Raw genomic sequence first — 17,878 nt, 5'->3', positions numbered from 1 at the left:
GCACTGATGTGCGCCGCTCAGGCTGTCCACCTGTTTTCCGCGTTCATGCGCTGACGGCTTGAGGGGCACGGAAGGGGATGTTCAACGTCATCCGCGTCGCTGCGCGCCAGGCCCATTCGAGCGGGCCATAACGGAAGGCGCGGAACCACAGGTGCGCCGCCACGATCTGCACGCCGAACGCAACGATGCCGATCCACAGGCACTGCGCCAGCGTCACCTTGTCCCACAAGCCGAGGCCGAAGCCGTAGAACACCGGGACGAAGATGACGGACTGCAGCACGTAGAGCGTGAGGGTCATGCGTCCGGGAGCAGCGAGAGCCGCTAGGACGGGCCGCGCTCCAGTCTGAAAGATCGCCACGAACAGCAGCACCTGCACGGTCATGATCGACAATGCGGTCCATGCGTCCAACGCCCACTGCAGGTGAGGCCGCCCGGGGGCGTCCGGGCCTGCAATCTTCTCGAGCAGGACCGGACCCGCAAACCAGAACAGCAAGGATGCGGCGATGGCCAGCACGAGGGCGGTCCGTCTCACTCGACGATACCGATCCAGTTCTCGAAAGAAGCGACTGCGCCCCAACACAAGACCGACGAGGAAGAGCCCGATGATTTGCGTCAGCCGACCGGTCTCCGCGTAGAAGCTCCACTTGCTGACCTGCCCAGTCACGAGATTGGCGCGGACGACGTCCATGAAACTGCCGCCGGTCAGCGCCGGCATGGTCGTGTCGAGCGTAAAAAGCGGCGGTTGCAATGCCCAGGGCGCACCGTTCGCAGCGGCTATCGCCCGGAAGAGCAGCGGAAGCTGCAGGAAGCACAGGCCGGCCAGGACAAGCAAAAGCCGGTTGCTGCGGACGCGATCGAACAGCGGCATCAGCAACCCAAGCGTTGCCAGCACGACGAGGATGTCCCCTCGATACAGCAGCCCGTGAACGAACCCGATGAACAGCAGCAGCACCAGCCGCCACACGAACCGGCCCCGGAAATCTTCCCCGCGCCGCGCCGCACCATCCATGATCAGGAAGAAGCTCAGGCCGAAGCACAAAGCGAAGAGGGCGTAGGACTTGCCGGCAAAAATGCCGAACACCCAATCGAACACGGGACCGCCCGTCGGGTTCGCCCAATAGAGTTCGAATTTCTCAACGCAGTGTACGAGGAAGAGACCGAGCAAAGCGAAGCCCCGCAACGAGTCAACGAGCTCCAATCGTCGCGTGTCGTGAGTGCTCGCCATGGTCCCCCCGGCCTAGCTGGCACACGCGCCTCGAATAGACAATCAGGCGGCCGACGGTCGAATGTCAGCTTTCGACTCATTCTTGGCGGAAGCTAGCGTCCGCTTTCGACCCATTGCGGACGCTAGATGTGGCTCGCTCTAGACCGCGGCAGACCTATTTTGGCAACGCATCTGGATTTCGCGTGGCGGCGAACCAACCAATGATCACCGGCACGAGGAAAATAAATCCGCTAGGATAGAAGGTGATTGAGCCCCACGCCCATGAGCCTAGTTCCCACCGTGGACCGACATGGAAAACCAAGATCATTGGCAAGAGCCACCAACCCGAAAGCGATGCATCTTGAAGGCGGAAATAGGTAAGTAGGACCAGCGCGACATAAGAAAGCCCGCCTATCGCAAATGCCAACAAGGCCCAGCTCTGCGAAAGGTTAAGCGATAGAATGAGTCCGGAAATGAGCGCGAAGCTCGCCAATCGATATTCCTGCCGCCCACCAAGTCCTTCAATGAGGTCGCGCATACTTCAAGCTAATCCGGCTAGCGTTCGCTTTTCACCCAAACCTGCCGCTAGATCGCTGGTGTCCTTTTCGACCCATTGCGGACTTTAGGGCTTCAAGGCAGATGAGACTTTAAGGCACCTTCGCGTTCCGGAGGGTATCAGTGGCGTCAGTTGAGCTTCATCCAGATATTCCGGTGAATATCGTGCTCCTTTCTATTCGCGAGCCAAGGCGGATTCGTAAACATTATGAACGTGGGGATCTGATCATCCTCTCGGACGTCAGGATCGATGCCGACTTCGATTCCATCGCCGCTGCCGAGCCAAGCGGCGGGGTCGAGGTCAGAAGGCAAAAGTTCGTTTTTCGGAAGAGCGTCAAAGGAAAACCCGCCAATCGGTCCACGATCTGGCAGCGCTTCTTTGGAGGACGGCTGGAAAATGAACCGGAGGCTTGCCGACAAATCCAGAACGCGATCAGCGCGGTCGATACACAGATGGACCGGTTGGTTCGGAAGATCTTCAGTCGCCAGAGGTTCATCATCGATTTCACGGCTTGGAAATTCCAGAGGATCGTGGGCGAGAACTTGCACATCGACAATCTGCCAAACCTCAACGATTCCACACAGGTGCGTCTTTTTGCCAACGTGGACAATAAGCCGCGCCGGTGGAGCGTCGGCAGGCACTGGCGTCACTACGCGGAGCGGTACTTCATCTCCGCGAAGCTATTCGAAGTCGCGGACGATGCTCCGGAATTCAACGGGCGTCTAAATCACGCGGCGTTCGGGCAGAGCCACATGAGTTGCGATGAACCTAGGCATCTGCTCGAGTTCGAGGTTGGCGAAGTCTGGCTCATCAATTCGGCCATAGTTGCGCACCAGGTCAGGGGTGGAGACCGGCTTTGCAGTGCCAATTACGAATATCCATACGGGCAGTGCATGAGCCGCAGGGAAACGTTGCCGTACATGATCCGCGAGATTGCCAGTCGGCACGGCTTCCCCCCTCTTCAGGCGAAGCAGTCGCTTCGCAGACTCCTTCCATTTCTGCGCAGCCGGGCAGCATGAACCTTGGCGAAGATCGTTCTCAATCCCAGGGTACCTAACCGCATCCGCAAGATCGACTTCCGCCAATATGCAAACGGCTCAGCGACGGACACTCACGAGCTCACGCGTTGGTACGAGAACGGTGATCTCATCATTCTGTCCAACTACCGATTTCAGGCAGGCCGCGAGGTCTTTCATCGCGTGCCTTTCCCCAACAAGCGAGAAAAGAACAAACTGATACTCACGCTCGATGAAGCCCGCCACGGCGAAGCTCCGCGTGACGACGAATGGGCAGCGGCTCTGGAGAATCTGGAGGCGACTGACGTCAGCACGGAGGAATTTCGGGAGACGGTTCGTCAAGCCAATGATGAGTTGCTTCGCCTATCGGATCAGCTGTTCCCGCACTACCGCTACTCCAAACGATTCTGCATCTACAACCTGACCGAAATGCTCGCGCACAACATGCATTTCGATAGTCCTCAGCATGCCGCCGACTTTACGCAATTGCGCGCCTTCGTGAACATCGACACCTTCCCGCGAATATGGCGCATCGGAGGCACGCTCGAAGAGATGGTTGGCGACTGCTATCATTCAGCAGACCTCAAGAAGACGATCGGCAAGCACCCTCGGATGTTCTCCCGGCAAACGACATTGTCGGCGTTCGGTGACCGCTATGAAAGCGGAGCACATCCCTATCCGATGCACTCGATAGCATTCCAGCCTGGCGAGGTTTGGTTCCTGAATCCGAACATGCTTGCACATGAGGTCGTCTACGGCCGTCGGATCATGGACGGAGTGTTCCTGTTCGAAGCGTCCGGGCTTCAGAATCCCAAGCGATTTTATCCGGCCATTGTCGACCGTCTTCACCGGAAACATCTCGGCCCGCTTCAGCATTGTTGGCGGAGATGGAGAAGCCATGAATGGCTTCAAGCCCTGCGACGGAGACTAGCGAACGCTCGCCTCCGGCCGCCGACGTAGTGGCAACTTCCCACCCATTCCCGACAGGACGATAAAAGGACTGTCCTAGCTACCCGCACTGCGGGCATAGGCGGCTGCATGACCGTTCCCGCCTTCTCGTGCCTTCCACGACCGTCTCGCGTGCGGGGGTCGATGCGCGCGTTGAAGCGTGGACTTGGCGACCTTCAGCCGCGGAGCGCAGCGTGAAATTCGCGCGTTCGCCATTCCTCCTCGCTTTCGTTGCCGGGGCGGTGTCCGCTTTTGCGTTCCAGCCGGTCGGGCTGTGGCCGCTGATGCCGCTAGCTTTTGCGGCGCTCTGCGAACTGCTGACGCGGACGCGGAGCCTGAAGGGGGCGCTGGCGACCGGATGGCTCTTTGGGCTCGGCCAGTTCGTCATCGGACTCAACTGGATCGCGACCGCTTTCACTTACCAGGCCGCGATGCCGGCCTGGCTGGGCTGGATCGCGGTGGTGCTGCTCTCGCTCTACCTCGCCGTCTATCCCATGCTTGCGGCGGGGATTGCCTGGACGTTTGGGCGTCACCGGCCGATCGCGATGGTGCTCGGGCTGGCCGGAGCCTGGGCGATCGCCGAGTGGCTGAGGGCGGGCATCTTTACCGGCTTCGCGTGGAATCCGGTCGCGGCGACCTTCGACAACACGCACCTTCTGAATGCGGCTGCCACCGTCGGAACCTACGGGCTGTCCGCCATCGTGGTGCTGGCCGGAGGATTGATCTTCCTGCTGGTCCGTCGGGACTGGCGATGGGCGGGGGGAGTCGCGGTTTCGCTTCTGCTGCTCCACTTCCTTCCGCGAGCGGAGCTTGCCGCAGATTCCGGTCTCGCTATCCGCGTCGTGCAGCCCAACATCGGGCAGCAGGACAAGTGGCGGCCGGGCTATTCCGAAATCGCCGCGCAGCGCCTCGCGCAGCTTTCGATGGAGCAGCGTCCCGACGGCCCACGGCTGCTGTTCTGGCCGGAAGCGGCGGTGACCAATCCCATGCTGGACGAGAGGTCGCAGCCCTACGGCGCCTATGCCGACTTCGAGCGGGCTCGCGCGGCGTCGCTGGTCGGGCCGGGCGATTATTTGCTGACCGGCGGGATCGCTCTGTTCTCGAAGGACAAGATCGCGGTCAGCGGCGCGGCCAACAGCGTGTTCGTCTTCGGCCAGGGCGGGCGGCTGGTCGGGCGCTACGACAAGGCGCATCTCGTGCCGTACGGCGAATATCTGCCGATGCGTCCGCTGCTTTCCTCGATCGGCCTGTCGCGGCTGGCGCCCGGCGATGTCGATTTCCTGCCGGGCCCCGGTCCGCGGACGATCGAGCTGCCGGGGTGGGGCAAGGTCGGCTTCCAGCTTTGCTACGAGATCATATTTTCCGGGCAGGTCGTCGATCGCCGCAATCGGCCGGACTTCATCTTCAATCCGTCCAACGACGCCTGGTTCGGCGCGTGGGGGCCGCCGCAGCACCTCGCGCAGGCGAGGCTGAGGGCCGCGGAGGAAGGCATTCCAGTGATCCGCTCGACACCGACGGGAATCAGCGCGGTGATCGATGCGCACGGGCAAGTCGTCCAGTCGCTGCCGTGGCGAACCGCCGGCTATTTTGACGGCACGCTCCCACCGCCCGCCGCGAAGCCGACCCTTTTCGCCCGATTTGGCAATGTCCTACCTTTGGGCATCGGCTTCCTACTCGTCATCGCGGCCATTGCCCTCGGACGGACGGGACGCTATCGGCGGAACACATAAAGCATTCTTTATATGAGGTTCCGGCCACGCCGGATCAGATCGCCAAGGACTTCAGCCCAACCATGCGCAACTCGTATCTCTTCACGTCCGAATCCGTTTCCGAAGGCCACCCGGACAAGGTCGCCGACCAGATCAGCGACGCCATAGTCGACCTGTTCCTGTCGAAGGACCCGGAAGCGCGCGTTGCATGCGAAACCATGACGACGACCAACCGCGTCGTTCTCGCCGGCGAAATCCGCGGCCAGGGCATCATGGACGAAGAGGGCAATTGGGCTCCGGGCATCCGCGAGGAAATCGAGTCCGCGGTCCGCGGCGTCGTGAAAAAGATCGGTTACGAGCAGGAAGGATTCCACTGGGATCGCCTCGACTTCGCCAACCACCTTCACCCGCAGTCGGCGCACATCGCTCAGGGCGTCGATGCCGGCGAGAACAAGGACGAGGGCGCGGGCGACCAGGGCATCATGTTCGGCTTCGCCTGCGACGAGACCCCGGACCTGATGCCGGCGACGCTCGATTACAGCCACAAGATCCTCGCCGAGATGGCTGCCGACCGCCACGCCGGCCGCGCGCCGTTCCTCGAGCCCGACGCCAAAAGCCAGGTCACGTTGCGCTTCGAAGAGGGCAAGCCGGCCAAGGCAACCGCCATCGTCGTCTCGACCCAGCATGCCAAGGGCTACGACCAGGGTGAGAAGCAGGCCGAGCTTCACGCCTACGTGAAGGGCGTCGTCGCCAAGGTCTTGCCGGCAGAGCTGCTCGGCAACGAGACCGTCTATCACATCAACCCGACCGGCAGCTTCGAGATTGGCGGCCCGGACGGCGACGCTGGCATCACCGGCCGCAAGATCATCGTCGACACCTACGGCGGTGCCGCTCCCCACGGCGGTGGCGCTTTCTCGGGCAAGGATCCGACCAAGGTCGATCGCTCGGCCGCCTATGCCGCGCGCTACCTCGCCAAGAACATCGTGGCGGCCGGCTTTGCCAAGCGCTGCACCATCCAGCTCGCTTATGCGATCGGCGTGTCCAAACCGCTGTCGCTGTACGTCGACACGCACGGCACCGGCACGGTTGGCGACGAGCAGCTGGAGCAGGCGATCGGCAAGATCGAGAAGCTCGGCGGCCTGACCCCGCGCGGCATCCGCACGCACCTCGCGCTCAACAAGCCGATCTACCAGGCGACCGCGGCCTACGGTCACTTCGGCCGCAAGGCGGAGGGCGAGTTTTTTCCATGGGAGAAGACGGACCTGGTCGAGGATCTGAAGGCGGCCGTCGCCGCCTAAGGCCGATGACCGCGCACAAGGCTGGCGATCCGACCACTCTCAATCGCCTTTACGGGCGGGCGAGCGGGCACAAGCTGCGCAAGGGCCAGCAGGATCTGGTCAACAGCCTGCTTCCGCAGATCGAAGTGCCGGCCGAAGGCGATGTCACCGCCGCAGGCCTTTTCGGCGAGGACCGGCCGCTTCATTTCGAAATCGGGTTCGGCTCGGGCGAGCACCTTGCCTACCGCGCGGACCTGCTGCCCGACCATGCCTTAATCGGGGCGGAGCCGTTCCTCAACGGGGTCGCAACGGCGCTCGGGCATATCCGCGAGAAGCATTTGCCCAACATCCGCTTGTGGAAAGGCGATGCGCTGGAGGTGCTGCGCCGTGTGCCGGATGGCTCTCTGAGTTTCCTCTACCTGCTTCACCCGGACCCGTGGCCAAAGGCGCGGCACGCGAAGCGGCGGATGGTCAATGACGGGCCGGTCGACCTGTTCGCGGCCAAGCTGAAGCCCGGCGGCGAGTTCCGGCTCGCGACTGACGATCCGACCTATCTGAACTGGGCGCTGATGGTGATGCAGCGGGAGCGCCACCTGCGTCAGTTCGAATGGTTGGCGAAGACGCCGAAGGACTTCCTCGAACCGTCCGGTGGCTGGATCGAAACGCGCTACGGTGCCAAGTCGCGGCGCGAGGGGCGCCGGCCTTATTATCTGCGCTACCGCCGCATCGCCTGATTCTGTACAGGCGCGGCATGGATATCCGCGACACCGTCCTTGCCGCGATCGGCAATACGCCGTTGATCAAGCTCCGCCGCGCCTCGGAAGAAACCGGCTGCCTCATCCTGGGGAAAGCGGAGTTCATGAACCCCGGTCATTCGGTGAAGGACCGGGCGGCGCTCGGCATCGTCACCGATGCGATCGACAAGGGGCAGCTGCGACCGGGCGGGATCATCGTCGAGGGTACGGCCGGGAATACGGGCATCGGCCTCACCGTCGTCGGCAACGCGCTGGGAATGAAGACGGTCATCGTCATCCCGGAAACGCAAAGCCAAGAGAAGAAGGACACGCTGCGCTCGCTGGGAGCGACGCTCGTCGAAGTGCCGGCTGTTCCGTACCGCAACGACAACAATTACGTGAAGGTCGCCGCGCGCATGGCCGAGAAGCTGGCGCGGGAGCATCCGGAAGGCGCGATCTTCGCCAACCAATTCGACAATGTCGCCAACCGCAATGTCCATGTCCGCACGACCGGGCCGGAGATCTGGGCGCAGACCGACGGCAAGGTCGACGGCTTCGTCAGTGCGGTCGGCACTGGCGGGACGCTCGCCGGCACGGCGATTGCCCTTCGAGAACGCAAGCCGGACGTGGCCATCGCGATCGCCGACATCCCGGGGGCCGCCCTCTACAGTTACTACACGACCGGTGAGCTGAAGTCGGAAGGGAGCTCGATCACGGAAGGGATCGGGCAGGGCCGGATCACCGGCAACCTCGAAGGTCTTTCCGTCGACGATGCTTTCCTGATCGAGGACCAGGAAAGCCTGGAGACGACACTCGGCCTGATCCGCGACGAGGGCCTGAGCGTGGGGCTTTCGACCGGCGTGAACGTCACCGGAGCGACGCGGCTGGCGCGCAAGCTGGGGCCGGGCAAGGTGATCGTCACGATATTGTGCGACCCCGCGACCCGCTACCAGTCGCGCCTTTTCAACCCGGAGTTCCTGCGGTCGAAGGCGCTGGTGGCGCCGGAATGGCTCGAACGTCCGGAGAGTCTCGAACCCGCCCTGGTCTGAGACTATAGGGGCATCGCGAATCAGCGGGAGGCAGACATGACTTTGTCCATTGGCAGCATTGCGCCCAACTTCACTGCGGAAACCACGCAGGGACCGATCAACTTCCACGACTACATCGACGGCGGGTACGGCATCCTGTTTTCCCACCCGAAGGATTACACGCCCGTCTGCACGACCGAGCTCGGCTACATGGCCGGCCTCGCCGACGAATTCGCCAAGCGCAACACGAAGGTCATCGGCCTGTCGGTCGACCCGGTCGGCGCTCACGAAGGCTGGGCGCAGGACATCAAGGATGTCACCGGGAACGAGGTCAACTTCCCGATGATTGGCGACCACGACCTTGCCGTCGCCAAGCTCTACAACATGCTTCCGGCTGACGCGGGCGAGACGTCCGAAGGCCGGACGGCCGCGACCAACGCGACGGTGCGCACCGTCTACATCGTCGGGCCAGACAAGCAGATCAAAGCCATGCTGATCTATCCGATGAGCACCGGCCGGAATTTCGACGAGGTGCTCCGCCTGCTCGATTCCATCCAGCTCACCGCCAAGCATTCGGTGGCGACGCCGGTGAACTGGAAGCAGGGCGAGGACTGCATCATCGTCCCATCGCTCAACGACGAAGCGGCGCGGGAGAAATTCCCGGGCGGCTGGAAGACGCTGAAGCCCTACCTGCGCACCGTGCCGCAGCCTCAGGAGCAAGCGGCGGCCGAACCGGCTCCCGCCAAGTAGCTCAGTTGGCGGGCGTCAGCTTGAGCAGGCGTCCGCCGCTGTCACCGTCCTCGAGCAGATAGACTTCGCCTTCCGGCCCCTGGTCGACTGCACGAACGCGGGCACCCATGTCCCACTGATCGGCCTTCCGGGCCTGATCCCCATCGATGTCGACGCGGATCAGCGCCTGACCTGAAAGCGCGGGAATGAGCGCGTCGCCTTTCCACTGCGGAAAGAGATCGCCGGCGTAGATCAACAACCCACCCGGCGAGATCGATGGGTTCCACCACACCTTCGGCTCCTCGAATCCGCGGCCCTTGTGATCGTCGGGAATGTCGCCGCCACCGTAATGCGAGCCGTAGGACGCCCGTGGCCAGCCGTAGTTCTTGCCCTCCACGATCAGGTTAACTTCGTCGCCGCCCTGCGGACCCATCTCGGTCTCCCACAAGCGGCCGTCGGGCGCGAAGGCAAGGCCGAGAACGTTGCGGTGACCCATCGAATAGTGATGGCCGCCGATGCGCTGCCCTTGGTCGGTCATGTGAATGATCTTGCCGAGGTCGCTCGCCGCATCCTGCGCCGGGTCGAACTTCTGCCTGTCGCCCGACGAGATGAACATGCTCCCGTCGGGCGCGAAGGCGATCCGGTGCGAGAAGTGGCCGTTCCCGGTGACTTTCGGCGACTGGCGCCAGATGACCTTGAAACCCTCCAGCCGCGGCTGCCCCTGGCCCAGCAGGAGCCGCCCATAGCCAATGACCGCTCCGCTCGTTCCGCCCGGCCCCGGCTCGATGTAGCTCAGGTAAACGCGCTGGTTCCCGGCGAAGCCCGGATGCGCGACGACATCGCCGAGCCCGCCCTGGCCGGCGACATGGACCGAGGGCACTCCCGCCACCTCCTGCTTGCGGCCGGTCGCCGTGTCGAGCAGCCACAGCTTGCCGCCTTTTTCCGTCACCAGCGCCATCTTGGTCGTGGCCACCCCACTGCCCGGTAGAAAGTCCATGGCCCAAGGTGCCTCGAAGCGCGTTACCTCGGTTTCAGTGAAGGGCTTGGTCGACGAAGCCTGCTGGGCGGAGGACTGGCTTGGAGCGGTACCACAGGCGGCGAGAACCAGGATTGCCGCGACTTGCATTAAGCGTAGGGTCATCCGATCTGTTCCTTAAGCGTAACGGTTGTCCATTGCGGCGACCAGGACAGGCCGGCCATGCAATCCTGTAGCCTACTCTCGCTCGCCACCGCGGTTCCTCCGCACGTCGTCGAACAGCACGAGGCGAAGGCCCGGGCCAGAGAGGCCTTTGGCGGTAAGAAGGCCCTGTTCGACCGCCTCTCCGGCGTGTTCGACAATGCCGGAATTGCCAAGCGCCACATCGTTGCTCCCCAGGATTGGTATCTCGCCGAACATGGCTGGCATGACCGCAACAGTCTCTATCTGAAAGCCGCCGAGGACCTGTTCGTCGAGGCTGCGAGTACTGCCATCGAAAAGGCCGGGATGGCGCCGGACCAGATCGACGGGGTCGTTGCGGTTTCCACGACGGGCATCGCCACGCCCAGCCTGGAGGCACGCGCTGCGCCACGCGTCGGTTTCCGTGACGACATCCGCCGCGTTCCGCTCTTCGGGCTTGGCTGCGCGGGGGGCGTGAACGGGCTGGCGACGGCCGCTCGCATGGCGACTTCGGAACCAGGGACGAACTGGCTGTTCGTGACCGTCGAGACCTGCTCCATCTCAATCCGCCTGGACAGTGCCGATCCGGCCGCGATCGTGGCCACCGCCTTGTTCGGCGACGGAGCGGCCGCGGCAGTGGTGACGAGCGGCGAGCACAGCCTCGCTCGCATCACCGGGGCTTCGGAGAAGCTTTTTCCGGACACGCTGCGGATCATGGGCTGGGACGTTGAGGATCCGGGACTGGCCGTGGTGTTCGACCGCGCCATTCCCCCTTTCATCGAACAGCATCTCGCGAAAACGGTCGACGAGATGTGCGTGAAGCTCGGTGTCGACTTCGAGGATGTCGATCGCCTTTGCTGTCACCCAGGCGGCGTGAAGGTGATCGATGCAATCGAGACCGCGCTGAAGCTCAATCAGGGCGAGCTCAATATCGAGCGGGAAGTCCTGCGCGACTTCGGCAACATGAGCGCTCCAACCGTGCTGTTCGTGCTTGAACGGCTGCTGGCGCGGGGCCTGCCGGACCGCGTGCTGATGACCGCGTTCGGCCCCGGATTCACCTGTGCGGGCCTCATGCTGGAGGCGGCGTGACGGAGCCATTGTGGCCGTCGATCGCGATTCTGGCGTTCGTGACTCTTCAGCGCCTCACCGAGCTTCCGATCGCCGCAGCGAACACCAGGCGCCTCCTGGCGCGGGGCGGCACGGAAGTCGGTGCGAGCCACTACCCGCTGATCGTTGCGCTCCACGCTGCCTGGCTCGGTGCACTCTGGTGGTTCGCGCTTGGCCGCCCGATCAACTTCGCCTTCCTCGCGCTGTTCGTCCTGGTCGAACTGGGCCGCGTATGGGTGTTGCGGACGCTAGGCCCGCGATGGACGACGCGGATCATCGTCGTCCCCGGCGAAGCGCTGGTTGCTGCCGGGCCCTATCGCTTCGTGAATCACCCCAATTATCTCGTGGTCATCGCCGAAATCGCCGTTCTCCCGCTGGTCTTCGGCCTGTGGCAAATCGCGCTGGTCTTCTCCCTTCTCAACGCGGCCGTCCTGGCGATCCGCGTCAGGGCCGAAAATCGCGCGCTCGGCGCCGCTCAGCGGGGGTAGACGTAAACGTCGTAGGCCTCGTCCGTGACCGCGGGGCGGAACGTCGCGATCAGGCGCGTCTGCGCCTTGAACCGCTCCAGGTCTTCGGGCGTGACGGTGGTCGTGCTCTCGTACATCACCTTCTTGGCGGGCCTCGGCTTTAGCGGGAGTGGAGCGAGAAAGACGATCGGCCGGCCCGTTTGCCGGTGCAGCAACTCGGCGTCGGCCAGGACATCGGCGAGCCGCAGGTCCTGCCGCCCCTCCCGGTTCAGCCTGACGACCTTCCCGAACTTGCGCTCGCGCAAGAACCAGAGCGGATTGTCGGCATAATAGGGCAAGGCTTCAAGGAACGGATCCGGGTCGCCCATCACGATGGCGTTTCGCAGATCCGGCCGCTGCAGCAGCTTGCCGACGTCCGCAGACCGGCTGTACTTGAGACCGCCGAATTCGACGCTGACTGGACCCATGAGTTGCAGCGTCTGCAATGCCAGCAAAGCTACGAACCCGTATTCGCCGGCAATCCGGGCGCGATCGACCCACGGGTTCTTCGACGACCAGCTCCCGCCAGCCCCTTCCGCGCTCATCCAGTACAGCGCGATGAGGAAGCAGAGGTAGAGCGCTTCATGCCGGTAGGACGACGGGTAAACGAAATAGAAGAAGTATTTGAAGCCGATGAAGCCGGCGATCGAGGCGCACAAGGCGGCAGGCTTCCGGATCAGGCCGAGGCAGCTGAGGCCGATCAGAAGCAGTGGAAGTGGCGGCCAGAGGATCGAGCCGAGCCCGCTGAACCCGCTCTTCAGCTCGAAGATCGCCGGGATGAGGGTGGCAGGCCCAAAGATTCCCAGACGGTTCGAGACGGCGCCGTCATTGAACGTCGGATAGATGGTTCGGAAGCAAAGATAGGCTCCAAGAGCGGCGAGCAGCGCATTGCCAACGAAGATCAGCCAGTCGCGCTTCTCGACCGGCCTTGTCGCGACCATCTCGACAAAGCGGAACAGCAGGAACGAGGCTGCCAGGAAGCCGCTCGGGACGTTGGTGTTGGTCAAGATCGCGATCAGCAGTCCCAACCACAGGCTGTTCTTCACTCGCGGGTAGAGCGCCGCGATGGCGAACATCACGACGGCCGACATGCCGTAATTTCTCGCGACGGCGACGAATTCGAAGGCGCCGTACAGGCTGAACAGGATCAACGCGACGACAAGTGGCCGGAACGGTGCCTTGAACGCCACCAGCGCCATGGCTGCGAAGCCGAGCAACGCGGCCGCAATTGGTAAGACTTCGCGATAGGGGAAGATGTCGTGAAGGCCGCGGAGGATGATGTACCAAAGCGCCGGATGCCCTTCGCCGTGGACATTGCCGAGCATTTCCAGCGGGTTGGACCCCGACAAAGCGAGCGAGAACGCCCGCACCTCGTCGCGCCAGAAGACATGATTGACGCAGAACCAGACGGCCAGCGCGATCCAGGCGAGCAAGAGGATGAAGCGGAGGCGCCTGTCTTGCGCCGTCACCGGACCGCCAAACAGCGGCGACGCCGAATTCTCCAACGCTCCCCCCACGATACCCAGTCCGGTGCCGGAGTATCGCGTTGTTCATAGTTTAAAAAGGAGTTTGCTTCATTGCCTCAGGACTACGGCCCCAGTGGACATGAGGCGTGTCATGATCGACGGTTTGAAAGTTGCGGTTGTCTTGCCCGCATATAATGCAAGCGAAACGCTCGAGAGAACTTACGCTGAGCTCCCGAAGGACGTCGTCGACGACGTCATTTTGGTCGATGATGCCAGCACCGACGCCACTGCAATCGTGGCCGACAGGCTCGGGATCCACACCGTGATCCACGCCCGCAACGGCGGCTACGGCGCCAACCAGAAGTCCTGCTATTCGATCGCGCTGGCGCGGGGAGCGGACATCGTGGTGATGGTGCACCCCGACTATCAATATTCGCCGCGCCTGGTGACTGCCATGGCCGGCATGATTGCGTCCGGCCATTACGATGCGGTTTTTGCGTCGCGCATTCTGGGCAACGGAGCGCTTGCTGGCGGCATGCCGAAGTACAAATATGTGGCGAACCGGCTTTTGACGGCTTTCCAGAACCTTCTGATGGGTGCGAAGCTCAGTGAATATCACACCGGCTATCGTGCCTGGAACCGCAAGTCGCTTCAGCAGCTGCCTTTGCTCGCTTGCTCCGACGACTTCGTCTTCGACAATGAGATGATCGCGCAGGCCAAGTGGGCCGGCTTCCAGATGGGCGAGATTTCCTGCCCCACGAAATATTTCCCGGAAGCGTCGAGCATCAACTTCCGCCGCAGCTGCATCTACGGCTTGGGCGTTGTGAAGACGGCCGTGACGTATCGCCTTTGCAAGTGGGGCGTCCTCAGCTCCAAGCTGTTCGCTTCGGACTCGCCGCGCCTGCCGCGATCGGTCCCGGCCATGATGCCGAGAATGGCCGTCGCCGAGCCGCTTTCGTGGGCAGCCTGATCGCCCGGGGATCGGCAACTCTTCATTCGATCCCCTTCATCGCGGATATCCTGGCACGGCCCGCCGCTCGGCAGCTGCTTCGCTATGCGTTCGCCGGGTTGTGCGTAACGCAATTGGCCGCGCTGGTTTACTCCGCCGTGGTCCTGCTCTTGTCGGCGCATCCCTTGTTCGCGAATGCGGTCAGCACCGCCTTCGGGCTTTGCGCGGGCTATCTGGTGCATAGCCGCTGGAGCTTCGCCGTCGATGGCGCGGGCGGAGAGGGCCTGCAGGTCGCTCGCTTCCTGACCGCGTCGTTCGTCGCCTTCCTGATCAACAGCTTCTGGGTCTGGCTGCTCGTCATGATCCTGCATCTGCCGGCTCTGGCACCGGTGCCGATGATGATGCTTGTAACCCCGTGGATCAGCTTCCTGCTCAACCGCTATTGGGTATTCAAGGCGGCCTGATCTAGTCCGAATCTCGGGCGTTCGCCGCAGCTTGCGCGGCTTGCTGTTCAAGCCTATATCGCACTCCTCTCCTCGACATCGTTAGATGCCTGAGGCTGGGGCCAAGCGGCTCCGGTCCGAGAGACTTTGTAAGCTGTTCGCAGGATATTCGTGGCCGACATCGCCGCACTGAACCGATTGCTGGAGCCCGAGGTGGAAAGCCTCGGCTATCGCCTCGTTCGCGTCGCGTTCCTCGGCGGGAAGTCGGACCCGACGCTGCAGGTCATGGCCGAGAAGCCGTCGACGCGTCAGCTCGATCTCAGCGATTGCGAAGTCATTTCGCGCAAGCTGTCCGAGACGCTGGACGCGCTCGAAGCCGACGGCCGCGACCCGATCGAGGGCGGCTACCGCCTCGAGGTCAGCTCACCCGGAATCGACCGGCCGCTGACCCGGCTTGCCGACTTCGACGACTGGAAGGGCCACGATGCGCGGGTCAACCTCGCCGACCAGCAGAACGGCCGAAAGCAGTTCAAGGGCAGCGTCGCCGGTACTGAAGGGGCTGACATCCTGCTGCATCTCGACAATGGCGAAGGCGTCGCCATCCCGTTCGCTTCGATCCATTCGGCCAAGCTGCTGCTGACCGACAAGCTCATCAACGCAACCGCGCCGCTCAGCACCGAGGGCGCCGACACCATTCAGACTGTAGAGGACTAGAACCATGGCCACTGCCGCCCCGCCCGTCGCATCCGCGAACAAGGCCGAGCTGCTTGCAATTGCAGACGCCGTCGCTCGCGAGAAGCTGATCGACCGCGGCATCGTCATCGAGGCGATGGAGGACGCGATCCAGCGCGCCGCTCGCGCCCGCTACGGCGCCGAGAACGACATTCGCGCCAAGCTCGACCCGAACACCGGCGACCTTCGCCTGTGGCGCGTCCTCGAAGTGACCGAGGAGGTCGAGGATCACTTCAAGCAGATCGACCCGAAGGGCGCCCAGAAGCTGCAGAAGGACGCGGCCGTCGGCGACTTCATCGTTGATCCGCTGCCCCCGATCGAGTTCGGCCGCATCGCCGCCCAGGCCGCCAAGCAGGTGATCTTCCAGAAGGTCCGCGATGCCGAGCGCGAGCGCCAGTATGAAGAGTTCAAGGACCGCGCGAGCGAAGTCATCACCGGCGTCGTCAAGCGCGTCGAGTTCGGCCACGTCGTCGTCGACCTCGGCCGCGCCGAAGGCGTCATCCGCCGCGACCAGCAGATCCCGCGCGAGATGGTTCGCGTCGGCGACCGCATCCGCTCGCTGATCCTTCGCGTCGCCCGCGAAGCCCGCGGCCCGCAGATCTTCCTGTCGCGCGCTCATCCGGACTTCATGAAGAAGCTGTTCGCGCAGGAAGTCCCGGAGATTTACGACGGCATCATCGAGATCAAGGCCGCCGCCCGTGACCCGGGCAGCCGCGCCAAGATCGGGGTCATCAGCCACGACAGCTCGATCGACCCGGTCGGCGCCTGCGTCGGCATGAAGGGCAGCCGCGTGCAGGCCGTCGTCCAGGAACTCCAGGGCGAGAAGATCGACATCATCCCCTGGTCGGAGGACACCGCGACTTTCGTGGTCAACGCGCTTCAGCCGGCCACCGTCAGCCGCGTCGTCATCGACGAGGAAGAGAGCCGCATCGAAGTCGTGGTCCCCGACGACCAGCTCAGCCTCGCGATCGGCCGCCGCGGCCAGAACGTGCGCCTCGCGAGCCAGCTGACCAGCTCGCAGATCGACATCCTCACCGAGGCCGACGCGAGCGAGAAGCGCCAGCGCGAGTTCGTCGAGCGCACCGAGATGTTCCAGGGCGAGCTCGACGTCGACGAGACGCTGTCGCAACTACTCGTCGCCGAAGGCTTCACCAGCCTCGAGGAAGTCGCTTACGTTCCGCTCGACGAAATCGCGTCGATCGAGGGTCTCGACGATGAAATCGCCGGCGAGCTTCAGAGCCGCGCCGCCGAAGCGCTCGAGCGCCGCGAAGCTGCAGCTCGCGAGGAACGCCGTGGTCTGGGCGTCGAGGATGCTCTCGCCGAGCTCCCGCACCTCACCGAGGCGATGCTGGTCACGCTTGGCAAGGCCGGCATCAAGACGCTCGACGATCTCGCCGATCTCGCGACCGACGAGCTGATCCAGAAGAAGCGCCAGGAGCCGCGCCGCCGCGCCGAGAACGCTCCCAAGCGGGCCGAGGACAAGGGCGGGATCCTCGCCGACTACGGCCTGAGCGAAGAGCAGGGCAACGAGATCATCATGGCCGCCCGCGCGCACTGGTTCGAGGACGAGGACGCCGGCGCGCAGACCGAGGAGGCCGCCGATGCGGAATCCTCCCAATGATCCGCTAGACGCGCACGTACCGGAGCGCACCTGCATCCTCTCGCGGCGGACGGCGCCGAAAGAGGAATTGATCAGGCTCGCGCTCGGTCCCGATGGCGAGGTCGCTCCTGACGTTCGTGCCCGGGCGCCGGGCCGCGGCGCCTGGATCGGCGTGTCGCGCGCCGAATTCGACGAGGCGCACGCCAAGGGCAAGCTCAAGGGCGCCCTCCAGCGCGCGTTCAAGACGAACGCTGTGGAGATCCCTGACGACCTTGGCGAACGCATTGCGCAGGCGCTTCGCCAGGCCACGCTCGACCGTCTCGGCATGGAAGCCCGCTCCGGCAATCTCATCAACGGTGCCGACCGGGTCGAGACCGCTGCCCGCAACGGCAACGTCTATTTGCTGATTCATGCCGCGGATGCTGGCGAAGACGGCAGGAAAAAGCTCGATCAGGCGTGGCGCGTGGGAAGCGAGCCCGAAATCCTTGCGAACAGCGGGGGCCAAGGTCTTCTATTTCCCGAGGAACGCACCATCTTGTCGATGGCCTTGGGGCGCGAGAATGTGGTACATATCGCGCTGACCGATCGTGCCGCCGCAGCGCGTGTTCTCCACGCGCTTTCCCGGTGGCGCGCTTTCATTGATCCCCGTGCGGGTCTAGAGGGCGGCGACCCCGCTTCTGGCCGCGGCTCGGCTGATGCAGATTTGACGAAGGAATAG

Annotated in this window: 19 protein-coding genes; 14 read left to right on the top strand and 5 right to left on the bottom strand. The window is 63.5% G+C overall.

All coding sequences use genetic code 11. The features are described from left to right. Positions 1-43: 43 nt before the first annotated feature. The 3 genes from ABD928_RS06610 to ABD928_RS06600 all read right to left on the bottom strand — a co-directional run bounded on the left by ABD928_RS06610 (position 44) and on the right by ABD928_RS06600 (position 2,308). Positions 44-1,225, bottom strand: a complete 1,182-nt coding sequence (locus ABD928_RS06610) for a DUF418 domain-containing protein (protein ID WP_345167277.1) — start codon at positions 1,223-1,225, stop codon at positions 44-46. Between the two features lie 154 nt (positions 1,226-1,379). Further along, positions 1,380-1,742: a hypothetical protein gene (locus ABD928_RS06605; RefSeq protein WP_187713729.1), complete on the bottom strand. Its 363-nt coding sequence runs from the start codon at positions 1,740-1,742 to the stop codon at positions 1,380-1,382. Positions 1,743-1,888: 146 nt separating this feature from the next. Further along, complete coding sequence (locus tag ABD928_RS06600; protein ID WP_187713730.1) at positions 1,889-2,308, bottom strand: hypothetical protein; 420 nt, start codon at positions 2,306-2,308, stop codon at positions 1,889-1,891. A gap of 36 nt (positions 2,309-2,344) precedes the next feature. Here ABD928_RS06600 and ABD928_RS06595 point away from each other — a divergent pair, with 36 nt between their 5' ends. The 7 genes from ABD928_RS06595 to ABD928_RS06565 all read left to right on the top strand — a co-directional run bounded on the left by ABD928_RS06595 (position 2,345) and on the right by ABD928_RS06565 (position 9,222). Further along, positions 2,345-2,779 (top strand): hypothetical protein, encoded by a 435-nt coding sequence (locus ABD928_RS06595; protein ID WP_345167275.1) that lies wholly within the window; start codon positions 2,345-2,347, stop codon positions 2,777-2,779. A gap of 3 nt (positions 2,780-2,782) precedes the next feature. Then, positions 2,783-3,736, top strand: a complete 954-nt coding sequence (locus ABD928_RS06590) for a hypothetical protein (RefSeq protein WP_187713732.1) — start codon at positions 2,783-2,785, stop codon at positions 3,734-3,736. 182 nt (positions 3,737-3,918) lie between these two features. Next, positions 3,919-5,454: an apolipoprotein N-acyltransferase gene (gene lnt / locus ABD928_RS06585; protein ID WP_345167273.1), complete on the top strand. Its 1,536-nt coding sequence runs from the start codon at positions 3,919-3,921 to the stop codon at positions 5,452-5,454. 62 nt (positions 5,455-5,516) lie between these two features. Continuing rightward, on the top strand, positions 5,517-6,731 hold the full coding sequence (gene metK, locus ABD928_RS06580; RefSeq protein WP_345167271.1) for a methionine adenosyltransferase: 1,215 nt from the start codon (positions 5,517-5,519) through the stop codon (positions 6,729-6,731). A 5-nt stretch (positions 6,732-6,736) separates the two neighbouring features. After that, positions 6,737-7,444, top strand: coding sequence for a tRNA (guanine(46)-N(7))-methyltransferase TrmB (trmB, locus tag ABD928_RS06575; protein ID WP_345167269.1), 708 nt, complete (start codon positions 6,737-6,739; stop codon positions 7,442-7,444). A gap of 17 nt (positions 7,445-7,461) precedes the next feature. Beyond that, the gene (locus tag ABD928_RS06570) at positions 7,462-8,493 is read left to right on the top strand and encodes a cysteine synthase A (protein WP_345167266.1); all 1,032 of its coding nucleotides are present in this window, start codon (positions 7,462-7,464) and stop codon (positions 8,491-8,493) included. Between the two features lie 36 nt (positions 8,494-8,529). After that, on the top strand, positions 8,530-9,222 hold the full coding sequence (locus ABD928_RS06565) for a peroxiredoxin (protein WP_187713733.1): 693 nt from the start codon (positions 8,530-8,532) through the stop codon (positions 9,220-9,222). Between the two features lies 1 nt (position 9,223). Here the strand turns inward: ABD928_RS06565 and ABD928_RS06560 are convergent, their stop codons facing one another. Further along, positions 9,224-10,342, bottom strand: coding sequence for a PQQ-dependent sugar dehydrogenase (locus ABD928_RS06560; protein WP_345167261.1), 1,119 nt, complete (start codon positions 10,340-10,342; stop codon positions 9,224-9,226). 57 nt (positions 10,343-10,399) lie between these two features. Between ABD928_RS06560 and ABD928_RS06555 the strand changes: the two genes are divergently transcribed. Together ABD928_RS06555 and ABD928_RS06550 are read left to right on the top strand one after the other, a co-directional pair. Continuing rightward, a complete protein-coding gene (locus ABD928_RS06555) occupies positions 10,400-11,446 on the top strand; it encodes a type III polyketide synthase (RefSeq protein ID WP_345167258.1) in 1,047 nt (348 codons plus the stop codon). Further along, complete coding sequence (locus ABD928_RS06550; RefSeq protein WP_345167255.1) at positions 11,443-11,952, top strand: isoprenylcysteine carboxyl methyltransferase family protein; 510 nt, start codon at positions 11,443-11,445, stop codon at positions 11,950-11,952. The genes ABD928_RS06555 and ABD928_RS06550 overlap by 4 nt, the downstream gene beginning before the upstream one ends. On the opposite strand, the gene ABD928_RS06545 is transcribed toward ABD928_RS06550, so the two are convergent. Further along, a complete protein-coding gene (locus tag ABD928_RS06545; protein ID WP_345167252.1) occupies positions 11,940-13,439 on the bottom strand; it encodes a hypothetical protein in 1,500 nt (499 codons plus the stop codon). The genes ABD928_RS06550 and ABD928_RS06545 overlap by 13 nt on opposite strands. 136 nt (positions 13,440-13,575) lie before the next feature. Between ABD928_RS06545 and ABD928_RS06540 the strand changes: the two genes are divergently transcribed. The 5 genes from ABD928_RS06540 to ABD928_RS06520 all read left to right on the top strand — a co-directional run bounded on the left by ABD928_RS06540 (position 13,576) and on the right by ABD928_RS06520 (position 17,878). After that, positions 13,576-14,406, top strand: coding sequence for a glycosyltransferase family 2 protein (locus ABD928_RS06540; protein WP_223276099.1), 831 nt, complete (start codon positions 13,576-13,578; stop codon positions 14,404-14,406). Beyond that, on the top strand, positions 14,394-14,849 hold the full coding sequence (locus ABD928_RS06535; protein WP_187713736.1) for a GtrA family protein: 456 nt from the start codon (positions 14,394-14,396) through the stop codon (positions 14,847-14,849). The genes ABD928_RS06540 and ABD928_RS06535 overlap by 13 nt, the downstream gene beginning before the upstream one ends. A 150-nt stretch (positions 14,850-14,999) precedes the next feature. Continuing rightward, on the top strand, positions 15,000-15,542 hold the full coding sequence (rimP, locus tag ABD928_RS06530) for a ribosome maturation protein RimP (RefSeq protein WP_187713737.1): 543 nt from the start codon (positions 15,000-15,002) through the stop codon (positions 15,540-15,542). A gap of 4 nt (positions 15,543-15,546) precedes the next feature. Next, positions 15,547-17,181 (top strand): transcription termination factor NusA, encoded by a 1,635-nt coding sequence (nusA, locus tag ABD928_RS06525; protein WP_187713738.1) that lies wholly within the window; start codon positions 15,547-15,549, stop codon positions 17,179-17,181. Continuing rightward, on the top strand, positions 17,162-17,878 hold the full coding sequence (locus ABD928_RS06520; protein ID WP_345167245.1) for a DUF448 domain-containing protein: 717 nt from the start codon (positions 17,162-17,164) through the stop codon (positions 17,876-17,878). The genes nusA and ABD928_RS06520 overlap by 20 nt, the downstream gene beginning before the upstream one ends.

Origin of the sequence: Sphingomonas daechungensis (genome assembly GCF_039543105.1) — a bacterium.
Taxonomy (GTDB): Bacteria; Pseudomonadota; Alphaproteobacteria; order Sphingomonadales; family Sphingomonadaceae; genus Sphingomicrobium; species Sphingomicrobium daechungense.
The sequence above is the reverse complement of the archived record's forward strand: the minus strand, read 5'-3'. Positions and strand labels throughout refer to the sequence as shown.